General features: G+C 38.9%; 24 protein-coding genes and 2 tRNA genes. 3 read left to right on the forward strand and 23 right to left on the reverse strand.

The features are described from left to right. Positions 1-16: 16 nt before the first annotated feature. The gene (locus AC2TFD_RS17600; RefSeq protein ID WP_335513912.1) at positions 17-460 is read right to left on the reverse strand and encodes a cell wall hydrolase; all 444 of its coding nucleotides are present in this window, start codon (positions 458-460) and stop codon (positions 17-19) included. Between the two features lie 63 nt (positions 461-523). Continuing rightward, positions 524-649, reverse strand: coding sequence for a hypothetical protein (locus tag AC2TFD_RS17605; protein WP_420489067.1), 126 nt, complete (start codon positions 647-649; stop codon positions 524-526). Positions 650-861: 212 nt separating this feature from the next. Between AC2TFD_RS17605 and AC2TFD_RS17610 the strand changes: the two genes are divergently transcribed. Beyond that, on the forward strand, positions 862-1,140 hold the full coding sequence (locus AC2TFD_RS17610; RefSeq protein ID WP_335513915.1) for a hypothetical protein: 279 nt from the start codon (positions 862-864) through the stop codon (positions 1,138-1,140). Between the two features lie 47 nt (positions 1,141-1,187). On the opposite strand, the gene AC2TFD_RS17615 is transcribed toward AC2TFD_RS17610, so the two are convergent. The 5 genes from AC2TFD_RS17615 to AC2TFD_RS17635 form a co-directional block, all read right to left on the reverse strand. Continuing rightward, a complete protein-coding gene (locus AC2TFD_RS17615) occupies positions 1,188-1,877 on the reverse strand; it encodes a hypothetical protein (protein ID WP_335568049.1) in 690 nt (229 codons plus the stop codon). A gap of 200 nt (positions 1,878-2,077) precedes the next feature. Beyond that, positions 2,078-2,992 (reverse strand): VOC family protein, encoded by a 915-nt coding sequence (locus tag AC2TFD_RS17620; protein ID WP_335513145.1) that lies wholly within the window; start codon positions 2,990-2,992, stop codon positions 2,078-2,080. 170 nt (positions 2,993-3,162) lie between these two features. Further along, entirely contained in the window at positions 3,163-3,306 is a 144-nt protein-coding gene (locus tag AC2TFD_RS17625; RefSeq protein WP_484673650.1) for a hypothetical protein, read from the reverse strand. Between the two features lie 207 nt (positions 3,307-3,513). Next, positions 3,514-4,083 carry a class I SAM-dependent methyltransferase gene (locus AC2TFD_RS17630; RefSeq protein ID WP_335568048.1) on the reverse strand — a complete coding sequence of 190 codons (570 nt, stop codon included), beginning with the start codon at positions 4,081-4,083 and terminating at the stop codon, positions 3,514-3,516. Between the two features lie 222 nt (positions 4,084-4,305). Further along, positions 4,306-4,524, reverse strand: a complete 219-nt coding sequence (locus tag AC2TFD_RS17635; RefSeq protein ID WP_335568047.1) for a hypothetical protein — start codon at positions 4,522-4,524, stop codon at positions 4,306-4,308. A 241-nt stretch (positions 4,525-4,765) separates the two neighbouring features. On the opposite strand from AC2TFD_RS17635, the gene AC2TFD_RS17640 reads away from it, so the two are divergent. Further along, entirely contained in the window at positions 4,766-5,206 is a 441-nt protein-coding gene (locus tag AC2TFD_RS17640; RefSeq protein ID WP_335519674.1) for a YaiI/YqxD family protein, read from the forward strand. A 128-nt stretch (positions 5,207-5,334) separates the two neighbouring features. Here AC2TFD_RS17640 and ppdK read toward each other — a convergent pair whose 3' ends face one another. The 11 genes from ppdK to AC2TFD_RS17695 form a co-directional block, all read right to left on the reverse strand. Continuing rightward, a complete protein-coding gene (ppdK, locus tag AC2TFD_RS17645) occupies positions 5,335-8,004 on the reverse strand; it encodes a pyruvate, phosphate dikinase (RefSeq protein ID WP_484673651.1) in 2,670 nt (889 codons plus the stop codon). A gap of 2 nt (positions 8,005-8,006) precedes the next feature. After that, the gene (locus tag AC2TFD_RS17650; RefSeq protein ID WP_335519671.1) at positions 8,007-8,834 is read right to left on the reverse strand and encodes a pyruvate, water dikinase regulatory protein; all 828 of its coding nucleotides are present in this window, start codon (positions 8,832-8,834) and stop codon (positions 8,007-8,009) included. 6 nt (positions 8,835-8,840) lie between these two features. After that, positions 8,841-9,482: a transcriptional regulator CcpN gene (gene ccpN / locus AC2TFD_RS17655; protein WP_335519677.1), complete on the reverse strand. Its 642-nt coding sequence runs from the start codon at positions 9,480-9,482 to the stop codon at positions 8,841-8,843. A 179-nt stretch (positions 9,483-9,661) separates the two neighbouring features. After that, positions 9,662-10,471, reverse strand: coding sequence for a bifunctional DNA-formamidopyrimidine glycosylase/DNA-(apurinic or apyrimidinic site) lyase (gene mutM / locus AC2TFD_RS17660; protein ID WP_335510496.1), 810 nt, complete (start codon positions 10,469-10,471; stop codon positions 9,662-9,664). 101 nt (positions 10,472-10,572) lie between these two features. Next, positions 10,573-10,646 (reverse strand) — tRNA-Ile (locus AC2TFD_RS17665). A 12-nt stretch (positions 10,647-10,658) separates the two neighbouring features. Continuing rightward, a tRNA-Gly gene (locus AC2TFD_RS17670) sits at positions 10,659-10,732 on the reverse strand. A 72-nt stretch (positions 10,733-10,804) separates the two neighbouring features. Beyond that, on the reverse strand, positions 10,805-11,080 hold the full coding sequence (locus AC2TFD_RS17675; protein ID WP_335510494.1) for a DUF1450 domain-containing protein: 276 nt from the start codon (positions 11,078-11,080) through the stop codon (positions 10,805-10,807). A 173-nt stretch (positions 11,081-11,253) separates the two neighbouring features. After that, positions 11,254-11,373: an FbpB family small basic protein gene (locus AC2TFD_RS17680; protein ID WP_335510493.1), complete on the reverse strand. Its 120-nt coding sequence runs from the start codon at positions 11,371-11,373 to the stop codon at positions 11,254-11,256. Positions 11,374-11,594: 221 nt separating this feature from the next. Continuing rightward, entirely contained in the window at positions 11,595-12,233 is a 639-nt protein-coding gene (locus AC2TFD_RS17685) for an NAD(P)-dependent oxidoreductase (protein WP_335510491.1), read from the reverse strand. 19 nt (positions 12,234-12,252) lie between these two features. After that, positions 12,253-13,305, reverse strand: coding sequence for an LLM class flavin-dependent oxidoreductase (locus tag AC2TFD_RS17690; protein ID WP_484676337.1), 1,053 nt, complete (start codon positions 13,303-13,305; stop codon positions 12,253-12,255). 25 nt (positions 13,306-13,330) lie between these two features. Continuing rightward, complete coding sequence (locus AC2TFD_RS17695) at positions 13,331-14,182, reverse strand: VOC family protein (RefSeq protein ID WP_335510487.1); 852 nt, start codon at positions 14,180-14,182, stop codon at positions 13,331-13,333. Positions 14,183-14,343: 161 nt separating this feature from the next. Here AC2TFD_RS17695 and AC2TFD_RS17700 point away from each other — a divergent pair, with 161 nt between their 5' ends. After that, positions 14,344-14,664 carry a winged helix-turn-helix transcriptional regulator gene (locus AC2TFD_RS17700; protein WP_335510485.1) on the forward strand — a complete coding sequence of 107 codons (321 nt, stop codon included), beginning with the start codon at positions 14,344-14,346 and terminating at the stop codon, positions 14,662-14,664. 165 nt (positions 14,665-14,829) lie between these two features. Here the strand turns inward: AC2TFD_RS17700 and AC2TFD_RS17705 are convergent, their stop codons facing one another. The 5 genes from AC2TFD_RS17705 to AC2TFD_RS17725 form a co-directional block, all read right to left on the reverse strand. Then, positions 14,830-16,095, reverse strand: coding sequence for an MFS transporter (locus tag AC2TFD_RS17705; protein WP_335510483.1), 1,266 nt, complete (start codon positions 16,093-16,095; stop codon positions 14,830-14,832). 143 nt (positions 16,096-16,238) lie between these two features. Continuing rightward, complete coding sequence (locus AC2TFD_RS17710; RefSeq protein ID WP_484673652.1) at positions 16,239-17,192, reverse strand: N-acetylglucosamine kinase; 954 nt, start codon at positions 17,190-17,192, stop codon at positions 16,239-16,241. Further along, complete coding sequence (argH, locus tag AC2TFD_RS17715) at positions 17,185-18,708, reverse strand: argininosuccinate lyase (protein ID WP_335510479.1); 1,524 nt, start codon at positions 18,706-18,708, stop codon at positions 17,185-17,187. The genes AC2TFD_RS17710 and argH overlap by 8 nt, the downstream gene beginning before the upstream one ends. A gap of 22 nt (positions 18,709-18,730) precedes the next feature. Then, positions 18,731-19,462 (reverse strand): creatininase family protein, encoded by a 732-nt coding sequence (locus AC2TFD_RS17720; protein ID WP_484673653.1) that lies wholly within the window; start codon positions 19,460-19,462, stop codon positions 18,731-18,733. Between the two features lie 14 nt (positions 19,463-19,476). Next, complete coding sequence (locus tag AC2TFD_RS17725; RefSeq protein ID WP_484673654.1) at positions 19,477-21,204, reverse strand: ABC transporter permease; 1,728 nt, start codon at positions 21,202-21,204, stop codon at positions 19,477-19,479. Positions 21,205-21,209 lie beyond the last annotated feature (5 nt).

Below are 21,209 nucleotides of genomic sequence, written 5' to 3' on the forward strand. Positions count from 1 at the left end.
TACTCAACGAGTAAGCTTAAGCTCCCTTATAAACACTATCACATGTATTAGCTTTTGGCTCATAATAACAATGCTGTTTAAACTGTCCGGAATGTGGCTGGCCATACCAGGTTGGAGGGCATGGAGCATATGGATTAAAATACCAAAGGGAGTATTTTGATGGGTGTTCTCTCCAATAATCCAAATTCTGTTTGGCTAATCTCTTTTCAGCCGATCTCGCTCTTTGGTAAAATACATTTCCTTTTTGAACAGCTTCAAAGGAAAAATTTCCTCCTTGGACTTGAAAGATAACATCGTTAACGTTTCTTACATCTTTAAAGTCTAAACAATCTGCTTTAACACGATTAACGATGACATTTCCAACCATTAACATCCCTAGTTTTCCTTCGCCTTCGGCTTCTGCTCTCATCATCCTTGCCATTAAGTCAACGTCTGAACTTCTGTAATTTATTCTCGGCATTCTTTTCACCCCAAAATATAGTATGAAAAGAGGCTGGATTGATGTCATAGTTTTTATCATTGGTTATGAAGTGGAATTTTTAGCCTTAAGCTGCTTTAACGTCGCTACGATAAGAAAGCTCACAATCACTAATAACAGCCAAGAACTCGGCTCCCAACCAAAACGAACAAGTTGATTAAACGCTCTCATAATTTAGGCCTCCTACGTTTTTTTGAAATTAGGTAAGTTCACCTTATTGGAAATACGATTAACTATTTTGTTTAAATAGTCACTTACTGATTTAATATTGTTTTAAAACCAACACACTATATATTGATTTGCAATAAAATATTAATGAATTTTATCATATTATTATTGTTTACTTTTTACTAAACGAAACAATAACTGGGTAAAATAACCCAATGAAAACAGAACAACAGTGGGTTAAAGAGTATGTTCAACGAACGGAAAAGCCATTACCACTAGTCTTAGGTACACGAGGCACCTGGTCAGCGAATGGGAAACCGATGATTATCTTAATTGGATTTACGATTGTCGATGTACTCTTATTAGGAGATCTTTATGGTGTTGCCAACCATCCTGTTCGGGCCATGAAGCTGGAGGAATTGACTTATTATGCCATCAATATCATCGATAGGAAGAAAATTAAAGAAATAATCGAAGAATGGAAAAAAGTGTAGGAGACGAACGTATCGTTTGTCCACTACACTTTAACAAAATGATAGCGCTATTTCACATATCTTAAGCTATCGACGATTTTCACTGCTTCTTTAATAGGACCTCTATAAAATAAATGATAAACATAGCCATTATCACTTTCCCAAGAAATGCTTGTATTTGCAGCACGTCTTGTTCCAAGAATGGTGATATGCCCTTCATGAACGTTTTTGTCCTTTAGCCACTTCACCTGCTCCATTGCGTTGAACAACTCATTTGCTTGCTGATAGGGCTCATCTCCGTTATCACCATCAAAAAGCATGACCCATGGGCCGCGCTTTGCATAAATGATTGATCGTATCCACGGTTGAATCCATAACTTTGCTCCATCCTTCTTTTTGTAATAGACAAAATTACTCGGCCTATCACTGGTTGACATACTTCCAACAAAACCCGATAATTCTCCTACTTCACTCGATTCAGGGTGATGAAATAAAGCTGAATCGTTTGCTCGATAAGGTTTATTCATCGATAAAAAATAGATTGTGTACCCATTTTCATAAGACTTTACCTTTACAGACGTATATTTATTTGATTCCACAGTTTGTTCGCTCCAGTATGTGGGCAAGTACACAGGAACATTCGTATTATGTTTTATACCATTTGCGACTGGTTGTAAAAAAGACACAAATGCCCGCGGCTTTTCTAGTGCGGTCAGAAACAATAAACAAACAAGGCAGAGCAAGGCAATCTTCTTCAATCTAACACCTCTTTTAACACATGTTTCTTTTATTATTGGCAGTAACAATATGAACTATTTTTATATAAACCAACTATATGTTTCAAAACTTTGCTGATTCAATAATAAAAGGCTGCCATTGGTGGCAGCCAGCTCTAAAATCATCAACGTCATCACATAATTTTTTAAAATTATTAGAGCCTATCACATCAAGAATTCTGTTATCCGTTGTATGCTTTTCGTAATTCCCCAAGATCAAATTTCTTCATTGTAAGAAATGCCTTTGTTACACGAGCTAGTTGCTCAGGAGTACTCTTGCTCATCATCTCGTCCATCTCACTTGGGACAATCTGCCATGATACACCATATTGATCTTTCAGCCAGCCGCATTGTTCGGCTTCTGGAACGGCAGAAAGCTTTTCCCAGTAGTAATCAATTTCTTCTTGTGTGTCGCAGTACACCATAAATGAGATTGCCTCGTTAATACTGAATTTATGCTCGTGCGCACTATCCATTGCGACAAACCACTGATTTTCGAGCATGAAATCTGAGAACATGATGGTTCCTTCTTTGTCAGGCTCCATGCCTTTTGGGTAACGTGCGATATGTCCCATCTTTGCATTCTTGAATACGGATAAATAAAAAGTAAATGCCTCTTCTGCATTGCCGCATTGGTCGCCAACAAACAAAAGTGAAGGCACTATCGCAGGCCGCTCTTCACCTTCTGGATTGGTAAGCATCAGCTGCCAGGATAATCCATATTTATCCTGAATCCAGCCATACTTCTCACTGAAAGGATACGTATCAAATGGCATTAAAGCTGTTCCACCTTCTGATAATTTGTTCCAAACCTCATTTATTTTTTCACTCGCATTTTTATCTCGCGATGGATCAAAATTTACGATAAAAGATATGGACGGATTGATCTTGAAATAAGGTCCTGCGCTAATTGCCATGAGCTTCTGCCCCCATAGGTCAAAAGTTACAATATCGGAGTCTCCTGAAGGTGTATCGTGGATCGTTGATATATTTGTAATTTTTGAATCCGGGAAAATGGAAGTGTAAAACTCAGCTGCTTCCTTTGCCTCCTTGTCATACCATAAATGTGGAACTATTCTTTGATTTGTTTTAGACATATATATTTCTCCTTCGTTTTATAAAGATTACTATCCTGTATTATTTCTTGCTATCCGCCAGTATTTCTCGCCATCCGCCAGTATTTCTCGCCATCCGCCAGTATTTCTCGCTATCCGCCAGTATTTCTCGCCATCCGCCAGTATTTCTCGCTATCCGCCAGTATTTCTCGCTATCCGCCAGTATTTCTCGCCATCCGCCAGTATTTCTCGCCATCCGCCAGTATTTCTCGCCATCCGCCAGTATTTCTCGCTATACGCCAGTATTTCTCGCTATCCGCTAGTATTTCTCCCCATCCGCCAGTATTTCTCGCCATCCGCCAGTATTTCTCGCCATCCGCCAGTATTTCTCGCTATCCGCCAGTATTTCTCGCTATCCGCCAGTATTTCTCGCTATCCGCCAGTATTACGGCTCAAGTTCTCAAATTTTGAGGTATCTATGTAAATTTGTCGTTCAAACCTATTATTCTGTTGCAGCCCCATTATTAAAAAACACAGGAGCGTTTAATCAACATTTGTAATCTTCATTTTCTTGCTACAACAATTAATGCGGGTGAATTTGCTGAATAAGGTCCTTTTTCAAAGTCACCATATGTTTCGATTGTTTGAAACCCACTATTTTTTAGTATGGGTAGTAATTGTTGTGACGTAATAGGACATAAAGAAGTCGTATTTGAAATAGATTGTCCATTTGAAGTTATTGCAGTAGTAAATAAAACCTTATCTTCTGATATGTCATATCGGCGTTTAAATTTAAAATTTTCCTTTTGAATAATAGGAAATGCAAAATCTTGTTGATTTAATACTTTTTCAAAGATAACAATTTGACATATAAAAACACCATCATCATTCAATTTCCTGTGTACTTGGTGAAGAAATCCGTTCACTTCCTCTAAGTTGTTTAAATGAACTAGCGTATTTCCAATACAATAAATACCATCAAAAGTTTCTTCAAATTCACCTATTTGCTGCATGGTTTTCGTAAATACATGAATGGGATGGTCAGTTACTTTTTCACGAATTTGATTAGCCATTGTTTCCTCAGGTTCCGTGGCTGTAACGTTAAATCCTTCTTTTGACAAGAAGAGTGCCATATTACCGTACCTGCACCAACGTCGAGCAATAATCCTCCCTTTTTTAAATTGGATACTAAAAAGTTAAGAGCTTTTACATTAGTAGGAAAAATTTCATCATAATAAGGTGTTAAAGAACGATAAAAAGTCAATTGATTTCACACCTTTCATTTTAGTTTTTATAAAACTTATTTATATAATTGCAAGTTATGGGTACACAATTTATCCTTCCCCCACATTGGTTCACAATCTAGGGAAGTCATGATAGTTATCTTTTTTACTATCTTTTTTTAGACCAAACTTGTTCACTCCATAAAATATAATAATAATCTGCAATCCATTTTCTACAAACTCATTTAATTGTATCCCCCAAATAGAAAAAGTAATACCTAAGATTAAAACAAGAATGATGGCAAGTACCCAAAAGATAACGCTGACAAGAATTAATCGAACTAGCCCCATTTTTCACCAGCCTTTTTATAGAATTTAACTCCGTTTCGTAATTAAAAGGTCAAAATAATACTAACTTATATTGAATCACTAACCACATTTTACCATATGTATCTAACTAAACTATCAAATTAAAAGCTTCATTAGGATTCATTATTTGCTACATAGTTTTCAGGCAAAGCCTCTTAATCGTTTGACAAAAACTACGCCTGCCTTTATCATCAACTAAAACTTATTTATTGGAGAATTAAAGATGAAAATTTTAGTTGATGCAGATGCTTGTCCAGTAAAAGATATTATTATTTCTGAAGGCACGAATGCTGAAATTCCAATTATCCTTGTTACAAGCTTTTCTCACTTTTCAACAGCGGAACAACCATCTGGAGTGGAAACCATTTATGTTGATTCTGGAGCAGATGCTGCGGATTATCGGATTATGAAGTTAGCAGAAAAAGGAGATATAATCATTACACAAGATTATGGTCTTGCTTCACTAGGCTTAGCTAAAGGATGTACTGTTCTTCACCATATCGGGTATACCTATACAAATGAAAACATTGACCAATTATTACAATCCCGTTATTTGAGTGCGATGGCTCGAAAAAGCGGTAAGCGTACAAAGGGACCCAAACCATTTACATCAGAGGATAAGGAGAAATTCAGGGAGCTTTTTAAAAGAGCGATTTCACACTAAGTGACCGCTTCCCTACATTTTACATGTTCACGATCTCTCATTCATCTAATAAACTATAAATCAAAGCAAAAACCGGCTCCTACTCAAAAGGGGCCGGTTTTGCTAGGATACCGTGGTACCCATCTATATTATGCGGTTGTATAAACTTCTTCCTTATTTAATTCATGGCGAATCGTTGCTTGTGCTGCGGCTAATCTTGCCAGCGGCACTCGGTATGGTGAGCAGCTTACATAATCCAGTCCGGTTTTGTAGCAGAAATCAATAGACGATTTTTCCCCGCCATGCTCGCCGCAGATACCTGTTTTTAATGCAGGCTTTGCCGCGCGGCCAAGTTTTACGCCCATTTCTACTAATCTGCCAACGCCATCTTGATCAAGGACTGCAAACGGATTCTCAGCTAGTACCTTGTTTTCGATATAATTCTGAAGGAATTTCCCTTCTGCGTCATCACGGCTGTAACCGAATGTTGTTTGCGTTAAATCATTTGTACCAAACGAGAAGAAATCAGCTTCTTCGGCAATTTGGTCAGCTGTAAGGGCTGCTCGTGGAATCTCAATCATCGTTCCGATCGTGTATTCAAACTGCTTTCCTGTTTCTTCCTGCACTTTTTCAGCTGCATCAATCACAAGCTGACGCATTTGTTTTAACTCATTTACATGACCTACCAGCGGAATCATAATCTCAGGCTGAACTTCCAAGCCCTTATCTGCTAGTTTAGCAGCAGCATAGAAAATAGCTTTTGCTTGCATTTCATAAATTTCTGGGTAAACCATACCTAGTCGGCAGCCGCGGTGACCGAGCATTGGGTTGAATTCATCCAATTGACGTATCTTTTTCAACAGTAATTCTTTTTTCTTTAAATCTGGTGAAGCAGGGTCAAGAATTTGCAGCTTTGTTACTTCGACGAGCAACTCTTCCTTATCTGGTAAGAATTCATGTAATGGCGGATCCAATAAACGAATAGTAACTGGGAATCCTTGCATGGCTTCAAAAATTCCTTCAAAGTCACCTTGCTGCATTGGAAGCAGCTCATCCAGCGCTTCCTTACGCTCGTTATATTTCTCAGCCAGAATCATTTTTTGAACAATTGGAATTCGTTTCAAATCCATAAACATATGCTCCGTACGACATAATCCAATTCCGCCAGCACCAAATTCAAACGCTTTTTGAGCATCTTCTGGATTGTCGGCATTGGCACGTACACCCATTTTTCGTTCTTGGTCTGCCCAAGCGAGTAACAACTGGAACTCATCAGAAAGCTGTGGTTCAATCATTGGAATTTCGCCAAGCATAATTTCACCAGTAGAACCATCAATGGTGATGACATCGCCATAGTTAATCACCTGCTCGTCAACCTTAAATTGTTTCGCTTTAAGGTCAATCTTAAGTGCCTCACACCCACAAATACACGCTTTCCCCATACCACGTGCGACAACAGCGGCATGGCTTGTCATACCTCCACGGCTTGTAACAATTGCTTGCGCCGCAACGATACCATGAATATCATCAGGAGTAGTTTCAGGTCTGACAAGAATAACCTTTTTACCTGCATTCCCTAATTCCTCTGCTTCATCTGCATCAAAGACAACTTGACCAGTAGCCGCACCAGGTGATGCCGGCAGACCTTTTGCTAATAATGTCCGCTGATATTTATCATCAATTCGGCGGTGAAGCAGTTGATTTAATTGATCTGGGTCCACACGAAGCAGCGCTGTCTTTTTATCAATGATTCCCTCTTCGACCATTTCCACCGCAATTCGAATGGCAGCTTGCGCAGTCCGCTTGCCATTACGTGTTTGAAGAATAAATAATTGACCACGTTCCACGGTAAATTCAATATCCTGCATTTCCTTATAATGCTGCTCAAGACGTCTGCATGTTTCAGTAAATTGCTTGAAAACCGCAGGCATTTCGTCTTTTAAGGTTTGAATTGGTTGTGGTGTACGAATTCCCGCGACCACATCTTCACCCTGAGCATTGATTAGGTATTCACCGTATAGTTTATGTTCGCCGGTAGAAGGATTTCTCGTAAAGGCGACGCCAGTACCAGAATCGTTACCCATATTACCGAACACCATGCTTTGAATATTTACAGCTGTACCGAGGTGATCAGGAATTTTATTTAAGCGGCGGTAAACAATGGCACGCTGATTATTCCAAGAATCAAACACCGCGTTAATGGCGAGAAATAACTGTTCCTTCGGATCCTGCGGAAAATCTTTTCGTGTATGCTTTTTAACAATACCCTTATACCCTTCAATGACTTCTTTCCAGTCCTCTGCTGTCATCTCTGGATCGGCATGATAACCTTTTTGCTCACGCGTTTCTTCTAATAATTGTTCAAAATAAAAAGTGTTAATATCAAGAACCACATTACTAAACATTTGAATAAAGCGACGGTAAGAGTCATAGGCAAAGCGAGGATTGTTGGTTAATTTCCCCATCCCGATAACCGTTTCATCATTCATACCCAGGTTTAGGACTGTATCCATCATCCCCGGCATGGAAAATACAGAGCCTGAACGGACAGATACTAGTAATGGATTTTTAGCGTCCCCGAGCTTTTTCCCCATTTTTTCTTCAAGGGTACTCAATGCTCCTAGTACCTGACTTTCAACTAAAGATGGAATCATTTTTCCCGCATCATAATAAGCATTACATGCTTGCGTCGAAATGGTAAAACCATAAGGAACAGGTAACCCGATATGTGTCATTTCCGCAAGGTTAGCTCCTTTTCCTCCAAGCGTTTCTTTCATATTTCCATTTCCCTCATGAAACAAGTAAACAAACTTTTCCATCATTATAAGCTCCTCTCTTTTTTCAACACTTCTAAAATTAATCCTGCAGTTTCTTCTATTGCTTTATTGGATACATTGATAATTGGACAGCCGACTCGCTTCATGATTTTCTCAGCATAATCCAGTTCTTCAAGAATTCTCTCGAAGCTTGCGTAACTTGCTTTGGAACCCAACCCTAATGCCTTCAGTCTTTCAATACGGATTTCATTTAATTTATTTGGCGAAATAATTAATCCAATACAATTTTTTCTTGGAATTTCGAACAGTTCATCGGGTGCTGGAACCTCAGGAACCAACGGAACATTCGCAACCTTAAAGCGTTTATGTGCCAAATACATCGATAAAGGTGTCTTCGACGTCCGCGAAACTCCGATTAGAACGATGTCAGCCTTAAGGATTCCTCGCGGATCACGTCCGTCGTCATACTTGACTGCGAATTCGATCGCTTCTATTTTTCTAAAATACTCTTCATCTAGTTTTCTCATTAAACCTGGCTGATGATGCGGTTTTTTGTTAAAACTAGCCGTGAACGCATTTATTAATGGACTAAGCAAATCCACAGCGTTAATGTTTTCTTCTGCTGCACGACGATCTAAATACTCTTTTAAAAAAGGTACGACAATCGTATAAGCGATAATCGCCTTTCCATTTTTAGCTAAAAGAATAATATCCTCAATATCCTCTAAATCCTCCACATAGGAATTGCGGCGAATCTCAACATTTCCACCATTAAATTGTGTTGCTACAGCTTTTACTACAAACTCAGCCGTTTCCCCAACTGAGTCTGAAACCACATAAACAACTTCTTTTTCTACAAAAATCGCTGCCACTCCCCTTTATACCGAATTTTGCTCCATAATTTCTAGATATGCTCGTGTAATCGTTGTTTTTGTAATTCTCCCAATCAACAAATATGTATGATTGCCAGGATTGATTTCTTTCACTACTGGTAATGAGTCAATGTGATTGGTGATCATCTTATTAGCAGCTTCTAACAATGTTTCTTCAGATGTGATTGTGATGATGTTAGGCATTCTCGTCATGATGACGCTGCATGGCAATTCTTGCAAATCCTGATTGCCAATCGCTGTCCGCAGCAAATCCTTTCTAGAAATGACTCCCGCTAGATAACCACTGCTATCAACCGCATACAGTGTTCCAACATCTTCTAAAAATAATTGGACGATTGCGTCATATACGGAGGTAGATTTATCAACAACAATTGGACGAGCTTTGTAATTGACAACCTTTTGGTGCAGGAATTTTTCTGCCTGAAGCTTTACTTCATAATTATGATTAAAAAAATAACCTACCCGAGGTCTGGCGTCCAAATTTCCCGCCATTGTTAAGATTGCTAAGTCTGGTCTTAATGCCGCCCTCGTTAGAGAAAGCTTTTCTGCAATTTGTTGTCCCGTAATAGGACCGTTTTCTTTCACAATCCTCAGAATTTCGTCTTGGCGTTTCGTCAGTTTGATCACATTTACCCCCTTTTCGATTTTATTTATGCTATAATTTTATTAATAAAATATAAATGTGCTATACTTATTTACAATTAGTATATTACATTTATACACTATGCGATACTATTTGTTCAACATATTTTTGACAAATTATCAAATTCTTCAAAAAAAACCATATCTCAGCGATAGGGTTTATACTATTTTTGACAATTTGAACAAAAAAAGGTTTTTCGCGAAGAAATCATTTCTTTGATGATCGTACCTCCACATCGATTGCATTTGTCTCCTTCTCGGTCATATACCAGACAGCGATTAGTGTAGCCGCCAGTAAGGTTGTCTCCTTGAAAAAGTGGATTTTCCATGTAACCGCCGAGCTTTAACGCATTTAAGAGAACATGCCTCATCGAATGGTAGAGCTGGATTCGTTCAGGTTCACCTATATCTTCAATACTCCGTTTTGTTTTAATTCCTGCGTGATAACAGATTTCGTCTGAATAGCAGTTCCCAATCCCTGCAATAAACTCCTGATCAAGCAGTTTTGTTTTTATTTTACTTCTTCTTTCACCAAGAAGATTTAAAAATTCCTGCACCGTGAATGATGGTTCTAATGGTTCAGGACCTAAATCAGCAAGCTCCTTTTGAACAGTCTGTTCATTATGTAAATGCAAATAACCAAGCCGCAATCCGATAAAATAAAGATGGTACTGACCGAACGATAAGCGAACCTGAATTGTCCTTTCCGGTTTGTCTTCCTCGGTACCAAAATACATCCAGCCACCAAGCATTAAATGAAGCAACAAAACTTGTTTATTATCTAAACGAAATAATAAATGCTTCCCTCTTCGGTCAACAGTAACAACCCTCTGATTGGCGACAGCACGAATAAAATGATTGGGATCGACATTTACTGATTTGTCTCGATTTATTTCTACTTCTGTAATCATTTGACCAGCAATTTTTTGATTTAATAATCGTCGATAATTTTCCATCTCTGGAAGCTCAGGCATGAAGTCACTTCCTCCATTTAGCTTTTCACTATATTTTCCTCATAAACACGCAAAAAAACCGAACTTTTTAAAGTTCGGTTTATGTATCAATATTTATGAAGTGGGCCTAAATGGACTCGAACCATCGACCTCACGCTTATCAGGCGTGCGCTCTAACCAGCTGAGCTATAGGCCCATGTAGATGAATTGGAGCGGGTGATGGGAATCGAACCCACAACAACAGCTTGGAAGGCTGTGGTTTTACCACTAAACTACACCCGCAAATTGGCTCCATTTAATTACCCTATGAATTAGTACATGAAATATTATAACAACATTCACACGAGTTGTAAACTACTTTTTCTCTACTTCAAGTTGTTTAAATTTTTCCAATAATTTTCGTGAATCGGTTGCTGTAATAAATTCTCCATTAACAATCGCATAGGGAGTTAATTTGCATTCCTCACATCTGCTCTGACAATGGTATTCTTTAAATTCGATATTTTTTTTACTAAGAAAGCTGCTGTATTCATTTTGTAAATCGTCTGGTAGAAATCGATCTAGATTTTTTTCACAAAAATCAATTTTCAACTTTCTTTCTTTCGCAAAAAGCTTCTTAATAAAATTCATAGGTTACACAACTCCACTTAGCTTTACTATGTTTTTAGTATAACAATAAAAGCTAAACAATTCTTCATTTTTGATTTAATAGTAATTTTACTTTTTTCGTATAAGCACACAAAAGAGCAACCTTTTTTATGATAGGGTTGCTCTTTTGCTAATGACTATTCAGGAAATAGATATCATTTCGAATGTTTCTTATCAATTTTCGCCTCGATTCTCTCCATTGCTTTTTCGTCACGTTTAATTTCCTGTTTATTGTCATCTACTAATTTCTTAAAACTTATATTACGTTTTCTCATTTGCTGTTCCACCTTTCTATATTCCTATTATACTAAAGTTGTTTAAGTTATCATAAGTTAAATATTACAATTTTTTGAACATTTATTAAATTTATTGAATTAAGACAATCGTTTTTCAAAAATATGGAATAAAGAAAGCCGCCCCAAGGGCAGCTTTACATTTTAATTAAAAGAATATATTAAATACCTGGAGCGCTTAAAGATAATTTTTGAACCGCTTTTTATTCCGCTTCCCCAACGACTGTAAATCTTTCATTAACATGCTTAGGATTTTCGACTTCATCTATTACTGCAATTGCAAAGTCTGCATAACTAATATAACTGTCACCTTTTGAATTAACGAGAAGGTGATCTTTCCCTGACTGATAAGATCCTGTTCTTTTTCCTTCTGGATTAAATACAGCAGAAGGGCTAATAAAAGTCCATGTTAAGTCAGCTGTTTCCTGTAATTCTTGCAGATTTCTTCCTTGACCCATAGCTGTTGGTTTAACAAAATCCGGGAATTCAGGAGTATCAATTAAACGTACCGTTTTGTTCTCATCGACAAAGAGGCTTCCTGCTCCGCCAACAACGATTAATTTGGTACTCGTTCCTTTTAGTGCCTCAATTAACGCATGACCTGCATCCACATGTGCCTGTTCTTCTCCAAGCGGAGCACCAAAGGCGTTTATAACAACGTCAAATGCATTTAAATCATTCGTTGTTAATTCGAGCACATTCTTCTCAATGACTGCTGCACTTTTATCTTGAAGCTTAGATGGATCTCTTACGACGGCTGTTACTTGATGCCCCCTGCTTACAGCTTCTTCCAAAATCAGACTTCCTGCTTTTCCACTTGCTCCTATCACTGCGATATTCATCCTCAATTCCTCCTGTTCGTTATTTACTTGTTGCCTTTTTAACCAATGGGGCAACCTCAGTTGCTAATAATTCAATGTTTTTGACTACTTTATTAAAAGGTAGTCCGCCTATATCCACTTGCGCTAGGAAACGTGTGTGACCAAAAAGCTCGTGCTGTCTAAGAATCTTTTCGACAATTTGCTGCGGGCTTCCTACAAACAGTGCTGTATTTGGACTTGCCATATGCTCGAAATCATCCCTTGACATCCTAGTCCCCATCCCTCTTTGGCGATTCACATAGTACCAATAATTTGAATAGTAAGGAAAGAATTCGTCTTTAGCTTGCTGTGTCGTGTTAGCAAGAAAAGTATGCCCTGTTACACCGACTTTTAAGTCTTCTGGTGAATGGCCTGCTTCCAACCCGGCTTTACGGTAAATATCCACAAGCGGCTTGAACCGTACGGGATCTCCACCTAGAATGGCCAGCGCCATGCCTACCCCGAATCTTCCGGCACGAACGGCACTTTCAGGGGTCCCGCCAACGCCAATCCAAATCGGCATTTGCTCTTGCACCGGACGTGGTGAAATTTCCGCATTCCTTAAAGCAGGACGATAATCCCCCGACCAGGTGACCCTCTCATTTCTATTAAGTTGTAGAAGCAAATCCATATGTTCGGTAAAAAGCTCATCATAATCATTTGTGCTATACCCAAAAAGAGGGAATGATTCAATAAACGCACCTCGGCCAGCTAGGATTTCTGCTCTTCCATTAGAAATCAAATCCAAGGAGGCAAAATCCTCGAATAAGCGAATAGGATCAACCGTACTTAACACACTTGTGGTACTCGTTAATCGAATACGCTCGGTTGCTTGAGCAATGGCAGCCAAAATAACCGCTGGAGATGAGACGGCATAATCTAACCGATGATGTTCTCCTACACCAAAAATATCCAAACCAGCTTCATCCGCAAGCCTTGCTGCTTCAATGATCTCTTTTACTCGCTGCTGCGCTGTAATCGTTTTTCCTGATAGCGGATCCGGACCAATATCTGCAAGAGTGTAGATACCTATTTCTATACCGTTCTTTTCAATCGTTGACGATGAGATACCCCCTATCTTATATGGCTAACTCCACTCGATTTCCAGAAGGATCATGCGTTACAAATGTATTGTTTTCTTCCATAACATTCGCACCAATCTGTCGTAAATTCCTTATTATTTGTTTACGTGCTTCTTCGTTTGGCAAAATGAGTGTGAAAGACTCTAGCCCTACACTATTTTTCGCCGGTGCTGGTGCCCCTATTCCATTCCAAGTATTGAGTCCAATGTGATGATGATACTTTCCAGTTGAAATGAAAAGCGCCTGCGCACCGTATCGATTAACAACATCAAATCCAAGTCCATTTACATAAAATTCTTCTGTTTTATTTAATTCAGAAACATGTAAATGAATATGCCCCATTACGGTTCCTGCCGGCATTCCATTCCAAGTTGTTCCTGGAATCACAGTAGTTAGTAGATTTTTAAAATCAAGCGGATCTACTGTCATCGCCACTTCAGTACCCTTCCAGCCCCATTCTGAAGGATCCCGATCAATATATATTTCGATACCATTTCCATCCGGATCATTTAAATACAATGCCTCACTTACAAGATGATCCGAAGAGCCAAATTTTATCCCTTTATTCACCAAGTGAATGACAATATTGGCTAAATCTGATCTTTTTGGTAAAAGGATCGCAAAATGATATAAACCTGTTGTTCTTCCTTTTTTCGGAATTACATTTTCAGGTTGTTCCAAAGACAAAATACTTGTTTTACCATCGCTTGTTAGTTTTGCTGTAGTAACCGTTTGTTCTAAAATATCAAAACCCAAAACATCTCGATAAAAAGTTAGAGAACGCTGTAAATTTTCTACCTTGATTTTAACATGCCCAACAAATGTAGTTGGTTTAGTGTGAAATCCCATTCATATACCCCCAAGAGTCATTTTTCATGTTGAATATTTTATAGTTACTTTATGTAACTAACTTTATTAGAGTAATTAGTTTTTGTCAAGTAACTATGTTTATTTTTGTAATCTAAATTTGCAATTTTGTGGTATACTATATTTGAAGAGGTGTTATTACTATGAAGCAGCCAACAATTTGTCCAAGATTCGAAAAAGCCATTTCGCTTTTAAGTCAACGATGGACAGCATTAGTGATATATCAATTATTATCAGGTCCGCAACGGTTTAGCGAAATCCAAACAGCGATTGGTATAAGTGGAAAAGTACTGTCGGAGCGGTTAAAGGATTTAGAGCACCAAGAAGTTGTTAAACGGAAGGTTATCCCGGAAACACCTGTAGTCATTGAATATTCATTAACCGAAAAGGGACATTCACTTGAAACGGTTTTGAGAGAAATTGAAAACTGGTCTCAGCTTTGGGTTCCTCCAGTAAATGAGTGATCATTCTATATTAATAACTAAAAAGACATTTCCTTGGTGATTCCTAATTGAAATCACTTATGAAAATGTCTTTTTCATTTTGGGAATATATAAAAACACCCCAAGTATTGATTTACCAACCTTGCGGGTGTTTAAAAGTAAAATTTTTATAGGAGGACATGAAGATTAAGAAGTACTTAAAACGGCTTTATTGACTTTTTCCTCTTTAATTAATAGGACCCCTATAAGTCCCATCAACGAAAATAGAATAGAGATGATAAATCCATAATGATAGCCAATGTGGATTGAATCTTTAGGAAATAGATCAAGTACATATCCGAAAACAATCGGCAATAAAACAGCACTTAAAAATCCACCCATATTAGAAAATCCTGTCACAACCCCCACTTCTTTGATAGGGAAGGATTCTCTTACGATTGCGAAAGTTAACGAGCTTGCTCCACTGCAAAAACCTATGATGACGAACAGAACCATCACCGCAATATAAGGAGGTTTCTCGCCGAATAAAAACAGGACCATCCAGCTTATCAACACAATAATATGGACAAGGGTGTATATTTTTTTATTCGAATTCAGTAAACTTGTAACCCAGCCGATGGATAACCCCCCCATCATGACACCAAACAGACCAAACATGATCAACTGACTTGACTCTGAAAGTGAAAGTCCCAATACGTGAATTCCATACGGAACTCCCCAGGATCCAATAAATCCGATATAGGTACCTACCAACCCAAAATGACAGAGAAAGGTTGCCCAAGCTTGACGAGTAGAAAAGATTCTTCGGAGGGTCAACCATACATTTTCCCGGTCTCTAACAGGCCTCTTTTTTCCTTCGAAATCTTCTTTAAAGATTGTTTTAGGCTTTGAAACGAGAACGGTATAGAGAAGATAGGATGTTATCACTAAAATAACTCCAATGCTAAGGAATGTCGTTCTCCAGCCTGAAAGTGAAATCCAGATGGAAAAAGGAAGCGTAGCTGCAAGTGAACCGAGTCCCCCAGCGAGAGAAATCAGTCCTAACAATTTTATAAATTCATTTGCCTTAAACCACTGATTTAAGATTAAAATTAGATTGACAAAAATAGTTGCATCTCCTGTGCCAACTAAAAGTCGAGATAAAATCAATACATATTCATTTGGTGCAACACTATAGAGCAGGCTTCCCAGCCCAGTTAGAAGTGTGCCGAAAATCAGAAAATGATTGGGACCATAACGGTCAGATAATAGACCCGCCGGAATTTGAAAACCTGCATAGGCTAAAAATTGAATACTAGTTATAAGGCCTATGAGGGAAGCTGAAACGTGAAACTCATTCATTAATTGGTCAGTAATAAGTCCGGGAGCTGTTCTTTGGCTTACGATTAAAAAGTAAGCGAATAAGGCCGTACCAAATACGACCCATCGATAGCCGCTCTCCTGTTTTTTCATCAAGGTGTCACTTCTTCCATTTATAAAATTCTACTGTATCAGGGTATTGTGTTCTTAAATATAAATTCTACCACCTTTATCCTTTTACTTAAAATAAAAAACACCCACAAACTTCGTTTGCGAATGTTTTAGAATTTCCACAGTTATTTTAATACCAAGCCGCGTCTAATGATGTTACGAATCGGTTCTTCGGTGGTGGTTTTAATATTCACTTTTGACTTACTTTGTTGGATCCTTTGGCAAACCTGATTTCTAATGTAGTGATTGTGATGGAAAACACCACCTTGAAAAATCATGTCAAATTCGTCCTGCTGGATATCAGCTTTTCCAATCGCTGTTTCAATAAGGAGCAGTAGTTCATCCACTGCGGCATCTAAGATGCGTTTACTTACTGGGTCTCCTAATCGAAAAGCCTCATCCACTACAGCCGCAAGGGTTCCTACATCATCAACAGAATAATCATCACTATAGGTCCAATTATAAAGATCTTCAATTGAATTAAAATTAAACTTCTTTAATATCAATTTGGATAAAAGTGTTTCGTCTCCACGGCCATCCACCATTCTGAGAACAGAAGCAATAGCTTGTTTACCAATCCAATAGCCGCTTCCTTCATCACCGACACGGTGACCCCAGCCTCCAGAACGAATGATTCGATTGTTGCCATCATGTGCAAACACAATCGAACCAGTTCCAGCGATTAATAAAACACCGGCTTTGTTTTCAGTAGCCCCTAATAAGGCGGAAAGACAATCATTTTCTACTTGTAAACTACGAATCTCGATAGACAAATTCATTACTACCCGCTGAACAATTCCTGCAACTACTTTTTCATCCTTCAATGTATCAATTCCGGCTAAAGCAAATACAGCTTTTTCCACATTCACCTTATTACAAGTTTCAATCCCAGCGTTCATAAAGGCAGCTAAAATAGCTTTTATTAAAGCTTCTTCAGATCCTTCTGCCCCTACTACCTGATAATTAGAAGCCCCAGCATTCCCTTCCCCAAGGATGGTTCCATCACCTTCGACAAGGACAGCCCGCGTTTTTGTTCCTCCCCCATCGACCGCTAGCAGTTCGATGGATATCCTATTCATTCTCTCCAGTCCATTCCGTGATAATTTCGTAAACCACAGTGGTGGCTGTCGAAAGATGCTCTTGTTTTTCATTTAACCAGCTGGCCAATTGATTCTGTTCATTTAATCGTATTTGAATGGTTTTTTCCATTCTGCTCGGGCTAGGACCACCTTCGAGATCTCGGATTTGAACGAAATATTTAGGGCTCAAGCATTGTTTTAGCTCTTCTTCTGTTAGAACAGTTTCTTTTCCAACTACCTTTTTAGATTGTATATTTAAAATCTTCAAAGTTAAAGATTCTAATGTCGTTTTTCCACCCTGCAAAAGCTCCTTAACCGTTGCACTTACAACATGGTGCGCCTGACGGAAGGATAGTCCATCCTTTCGTACAAGGGTGTCTGCCAATTCTGTAACGTTTGCAAAGCTTTCCTTCGCTCTTTTTAGAAGGGTTTCTTTATTTACTTCCATAGTAAGTAAAACACACGTTAATAAATCATAAATGCCGCCTAATTTTTCAATTGCTTTCCAGATATACGGCTGCATGTCATCTTCAGTATCTACAATATCGCCAAATGGTGTATTATGGAGCATAAGCAAGACGGTTTGGCAATCTCCTGCTACACTCGACAAAAGGCCTCTCATATGCTCAATGGAAACAGGGTTACGTTTTTGCGGCATAATCGAGCTGATTTGGACATACGGCGCAGATAAAAGGAATGCGCCGTACTCCTGTGTACCCCATAATAGGAAGTCTTGAATCGATCTGCCTAAATTTAGGGATGACAACTGAACAGCCGTTGCCGTTTCTGCAATATAATCAGCACCTGCAACTGCATCCCAAGCATTATCAATAATCTCTTCAAATCCAAGCAGCTCTTTCATCCGCTCACGGCTAATCCCAAATCCTGAAGTGGTTAGCGCCGCTGCTCCCATGCTGCTGCGATTAACCGTTTTATAAGCTGCCTGCAGTCTCGAGATATCGCGTGTAAGCATATCCGTCATTGCATTTAAGTAATGAGCCAGCGTAGTAGGCTGCGCTTGTTGGGTATGGGTATAGCCAATCATCACCGTTTCTTTGTGTTCTTCCGTCAATTCGATCAGTGCTTCGCGAAGTTTTAATGCCTTTTCCACTAATATTAAAAGCTTTTTCCTAAGTGTCATACGGTAAATCGCAATTCCCATATCATTTCGGCTTCTGGCAATATGGAGATTTCCTGCAATATCACCCGCTTCTTCAATTAAAGCATGCTCGACTTCAAAAAATAAATCTTCAAATTCACCTGTGTATATTCTATTTTTAATCTCCTCAGCATCCAAGCTTGCTACTGCTTTGGCAATTTTCCGGGCTCCTTCTTTTCCAACCAGTCCTTGTTCAACCAGCATAATTAAATGGGCTTTATGAATCTCAACCATCGAGTCAATAAATTGTTGTTTCGCTTCATCATAGGCTGGTTCGAGTACTATGGATGTATAGGTTTTAGAAGGAAAAGTCGTGCCTTCCTTCTTTATGATTTGGTCTCTCAGTGAGGTTTTCACTTAGGTCCATCCCTTCTGTCGATTAATTTTCAAGCCAGTTTTTAATTAACTCATTCATATTTGCGGTTGCTTTTTCGACGATTTTCTTCCCCTTTTCATAGGAGGTTTGTTGAATGAGTCCTGTATAACCATCCCATGCTTTTGGAGTACCTTCTACAAGAATATATGGATAGGATGAAAGCGGCGGCACCTCTTTAAATTCTTCATCGTCTGTGTCAACATGGACCAAATCCGGACGAAACGCTTTAACCGCAGACATTTCATACGGTCCACCATGTCCTCTGCCTTTCGTTCCTTTAAAGCCGATATCTACTGCCGCATTGATATCGACCATTTGCCACCAGTTTACAAGCAAGAAGCTGGCATCTGTATACTTACCCGTAACATATTCTGCTACTGTTCTAGAAACACCAATATTCCCGTCATGAGCATTTAAGAGAATAATTTTCTTGATACCTTGCTCAATTATTCCCACCGCTATATCAATCAAGTATTCTTGAATTATGTTTGGGCGAATGGAAATGGTTCCTTTATATTTATTTGTTTTACCCGGACAGGCTGTATAAGGAACGGTAGGGAACACCACACCACCTAAGCTTGGGTCTATTACCTTGGCAAACCCATCTGCTAATACAATATCTGTTCCTAAAGGAGAATGCGGTCCGTGGTATTCAAAGCTACCTAACGGAACAACTGCAAAAGCTGCCTGCTCTAGCGTTTTTAGGTCTCTTCCATGAATGTCGCTTGCGTTCAACTCGGGTCTCCTCCTTAAATGGCAGAACCTGCCTTTCCATCCGTGATCTTTTGTGAAATAAACAGAACGGTAATAATTAAAATGATTTGTAGTACACCATAGGCACAGGCAGTTCCGAATTGGAAAGCATACATTTTTTGGAATATTGCTACAGATAACGGCATGGTTGAAGTACTATAAATTAAGATGGAGGCTACAAATTCACCTATCCCTTGAACCAATGCCAGCAAGGTTCCTGCAAGAATACCTGAGAATGCCATTGGAACAACGACCCTTCTGAATGTATACCACCAATTCGCTCCTAAGCTTCGAGCAGCCTCCTCTACGGATTCATCCATTTGCATTAACGCCGCAGAAGTAGATCGGAAAATAAGCGGTAAATGTCGGACGAAATACGCTAATGGTAAAATCCAGAACGTCCCAATTAACACTTGATTAAAGCTGAATACACTTGGTTCGCTGAAGGCAGCGATTAAGTTAACGGCTACAACTGTACCAGGCAGTGCCCATGGAACCATGATTAAGATATCCAGTAAAGCTTTTCCTTTAAACTTTGTCCGGACCATGGCATAAGCTGCCGCCACACCAAACAAAATATTTCCGGCTGTTGCCACAAAGCTCATCTGTAAGCTGTTCCAGATTGGACGCCATGTTCGTTCATCGGTAAACAGATCAATATAGTGCTGAAAGGTATATGCCGTTGGGATTACCTGAACCGTCCATTCGCCATCAACTGAAAATGAAATCAGGACAAGAACAAGGATCGGAAGCATTAAAATAATAACCCCGATAAATGAAAGAAACATCGATAGGTACTTTGCAAATTGAGAACGTAATTCGGTGCGATGAACACTAATCCCTTTACTTTGGTTTTGGTAGTTCCGTCTTCCTTGGTACCATCTCATTAAAATTAAGAAACTAATTGATACAATCGATAGAATGGTAGATTGTGTGGCTGCCATATCGAGACTACCATTTGTACGAGATAAATAGATTTGCATCGTCATGGTCCGTTCCACACCAAACATCAATGGTGCTGTGTAAGACGCCATTGAAATCATAAATACCAATAAGGAAGCTGCGATTAACGCTGGAGTTAACATTGGAAGGGTGACCTTTAACCAAATACGTATTCTTCCTGACCCTAGGCTTGTTGCTGCTTCCTCTAAGGAAGGGTCCAGGCCTTTAATTGCTGCTGCTGCCGTTAAATAAAAGTATGTGTACATGGTAAAGGTATGAACGACGATAACACCCATAACACCTTTTAATGAGAACGGTACTTTTTCAAGGTCAAATAATACCTGAAAAGCCCGTGGGATGATCCCGCTTTCTCCATAAAGAAAGGTAAAAGATAACACTCCTACGAGTGGCGGCAATGCCATTGGTACCAGAATTAACACAGAAAGAAGTTTTCTTCCTGGAAACTCATATCTTTCCATTAAAAACGCCATAGTAACACCAACAATGGCACAGGTAATGACACTAATGACTGAAATATATACACTTGTCCAAAGCGCTTCAAGGTTGGCTGTACTTGTTAACCCAAAAAAACGCTGGTAATTTTCGAGAGTGGTCCCTTCTTCGCCCACTACACTTTGAAGAAAGGTTTGGTAAAACGGATAGATCACATACGCTAAAAGAACTAAAAAAAGCGGTGAAATTAACACATAAATAAAATATTTAGAACGTATAAGCATCGCCCACCAGCTTTCCTGTACGGCCGTAGTTTGATTCGCACTCATTCTAT

Source organism: Neobacillus sp. plas4 (assembly GCF_057221695.1).

What these genes read in the sequence shown, in the direction of transcription:
- AC2TFD_RS17600 (WP_335513912.1), bottom strand. Translation starts at nt 460, where the DNA reads ATGCCGAGAATAAATTACAGAAGTTCAGACGTTGACTTAATGGCAAGG.
- AC2TFD_RS17605 (WP_420489067.1), bottom strand. Translation starts at nt 649, where the DNA reads ATGAGAGCGTTTAATCAACTTGTTCGTTTTGGTTGGGAGCCGAGTTCT.
- AC2TFD_RS17610 (WP_335513915.1), top strand. Translation starts at nt 862, where the DNA reads ATGAAAACAGAACAACAGTGGGTTAAAGAGTATGTTCAACGAACGGAA.
- AC2TFD_RS17620 (WP_335513145.1), bottom strand. Translation starts at nt 2,992, where the DNA reads ATGTCTAAAACAAATCAAAGAATAGTTCCACATTTATGGTATGACAAG.
- AC2TFD_RS17625 (WP_484673650.1), bottom strand. Translation starts at nt 3,306, where the DNA reads ATGGCGAGAAATACTGGCGGATGGGGAGAAATACTAGCGGATAGCGAG.
- AC2TFD_RS17630 (WP_335568048.1), bottom strand. Translation starts at nt 4,083, where the DNA reads ATGGCACTCTTCTTGTCAAAAGAAGGATTTAACGTTACAGCCACGGAA.
- AC2TFD_RS17635 (WP_335568047.1), bottom strand. Translation starts at nt 4,524, where the DNA reads ATGGGGCTAGTTCGATTAATTCTTGTCAGCGTTATCTTTTGGGTACTT.
- AC2TFD_RS17640 (WP_335519674.1), top strand. Translation starts at nt 4,766, where the DNA reads ATGAAAATTTTAGTTGATGCAGATGCTTGTCCAGTAAAAGATATTATT.
- ppdK (WP_484673651.1), bottom strand. Translation starts at nt 8,004, where the DNA reads ATGGAAAAGTTTGTTTACTTGTTTCATGAGGGAAATGGAAATATGAAA.
- mutM (WP_335510496.1), bottom strand. Translation starts at nt 10,471, where the DNA reads ATGCCTGAGCTTCCAGAGATGGAAAATTATCGACGATTATTAAATCAA.
- AC2TFD_RS17675 (WP_335510494.1), bottom strand. Translation starts at nt 11,080, where the DNA reads ATGAATTTTATTAAGAAGCTTTTTGCGAAAGAAAGAAAGTTGAAAATT.
- AC2TFD_RS17680 (WP_335510493.1), bottom strand. Translation starts at nt 11,373, where the DNA reads ATGAGAAAACGTAATATAAGTTTTAAGAAATTAGTAGATGACAATAAA.
- AC2TFD_RS17685 (WP_335510491.1), bottom strand. Translation starts at nt 12,233, where the DNA reads ATGAATATCGCAGTGATAGGAGCAAGTGGAAAAGCAGGAAGTCTGATT.
- AC2TFD_RS17695 (WP_335510487.1), bottom strand. Translation starts at nt 14,182, where the DNA reads ATGGGATTTCACACTAAACCAACTACATTTGTTGGGCATGTTAAAATC.
- AC2TFD_RS17700 (WP_335510485.1), top strand. Translation starts at nt 14,344, where the DNA reads ATGAAGCAGCCAACAATTTGTCCAAGATTCGAAAAAGCCATTTCGCTT.
- AC2TFD_RS17705 (WP_335510483.1), bottom strand. Translation starts at nt 16,095, where the DNA reads ATGAAAAAACAGGAGAGCGGCTATCGATGGGTCGTATTTGGTACGGCC.
- AC2TFD_RS17710 (WP_484673652.1), bottom strand. Translation starts at nt 17,192, where the DNA reads ATGAATAGGATATCCATCGAACTGCTAGCGGTCGATGGGGGAGGAACA.
- AC2TFD_RS17725 (WP_484673654.1), bottom strand. Translation starts at nt 21,204, where the DNA reads ATGAGTGCGAATCAAACTACGGCCGTACAGGAAAGCTGGTGGGCGATG.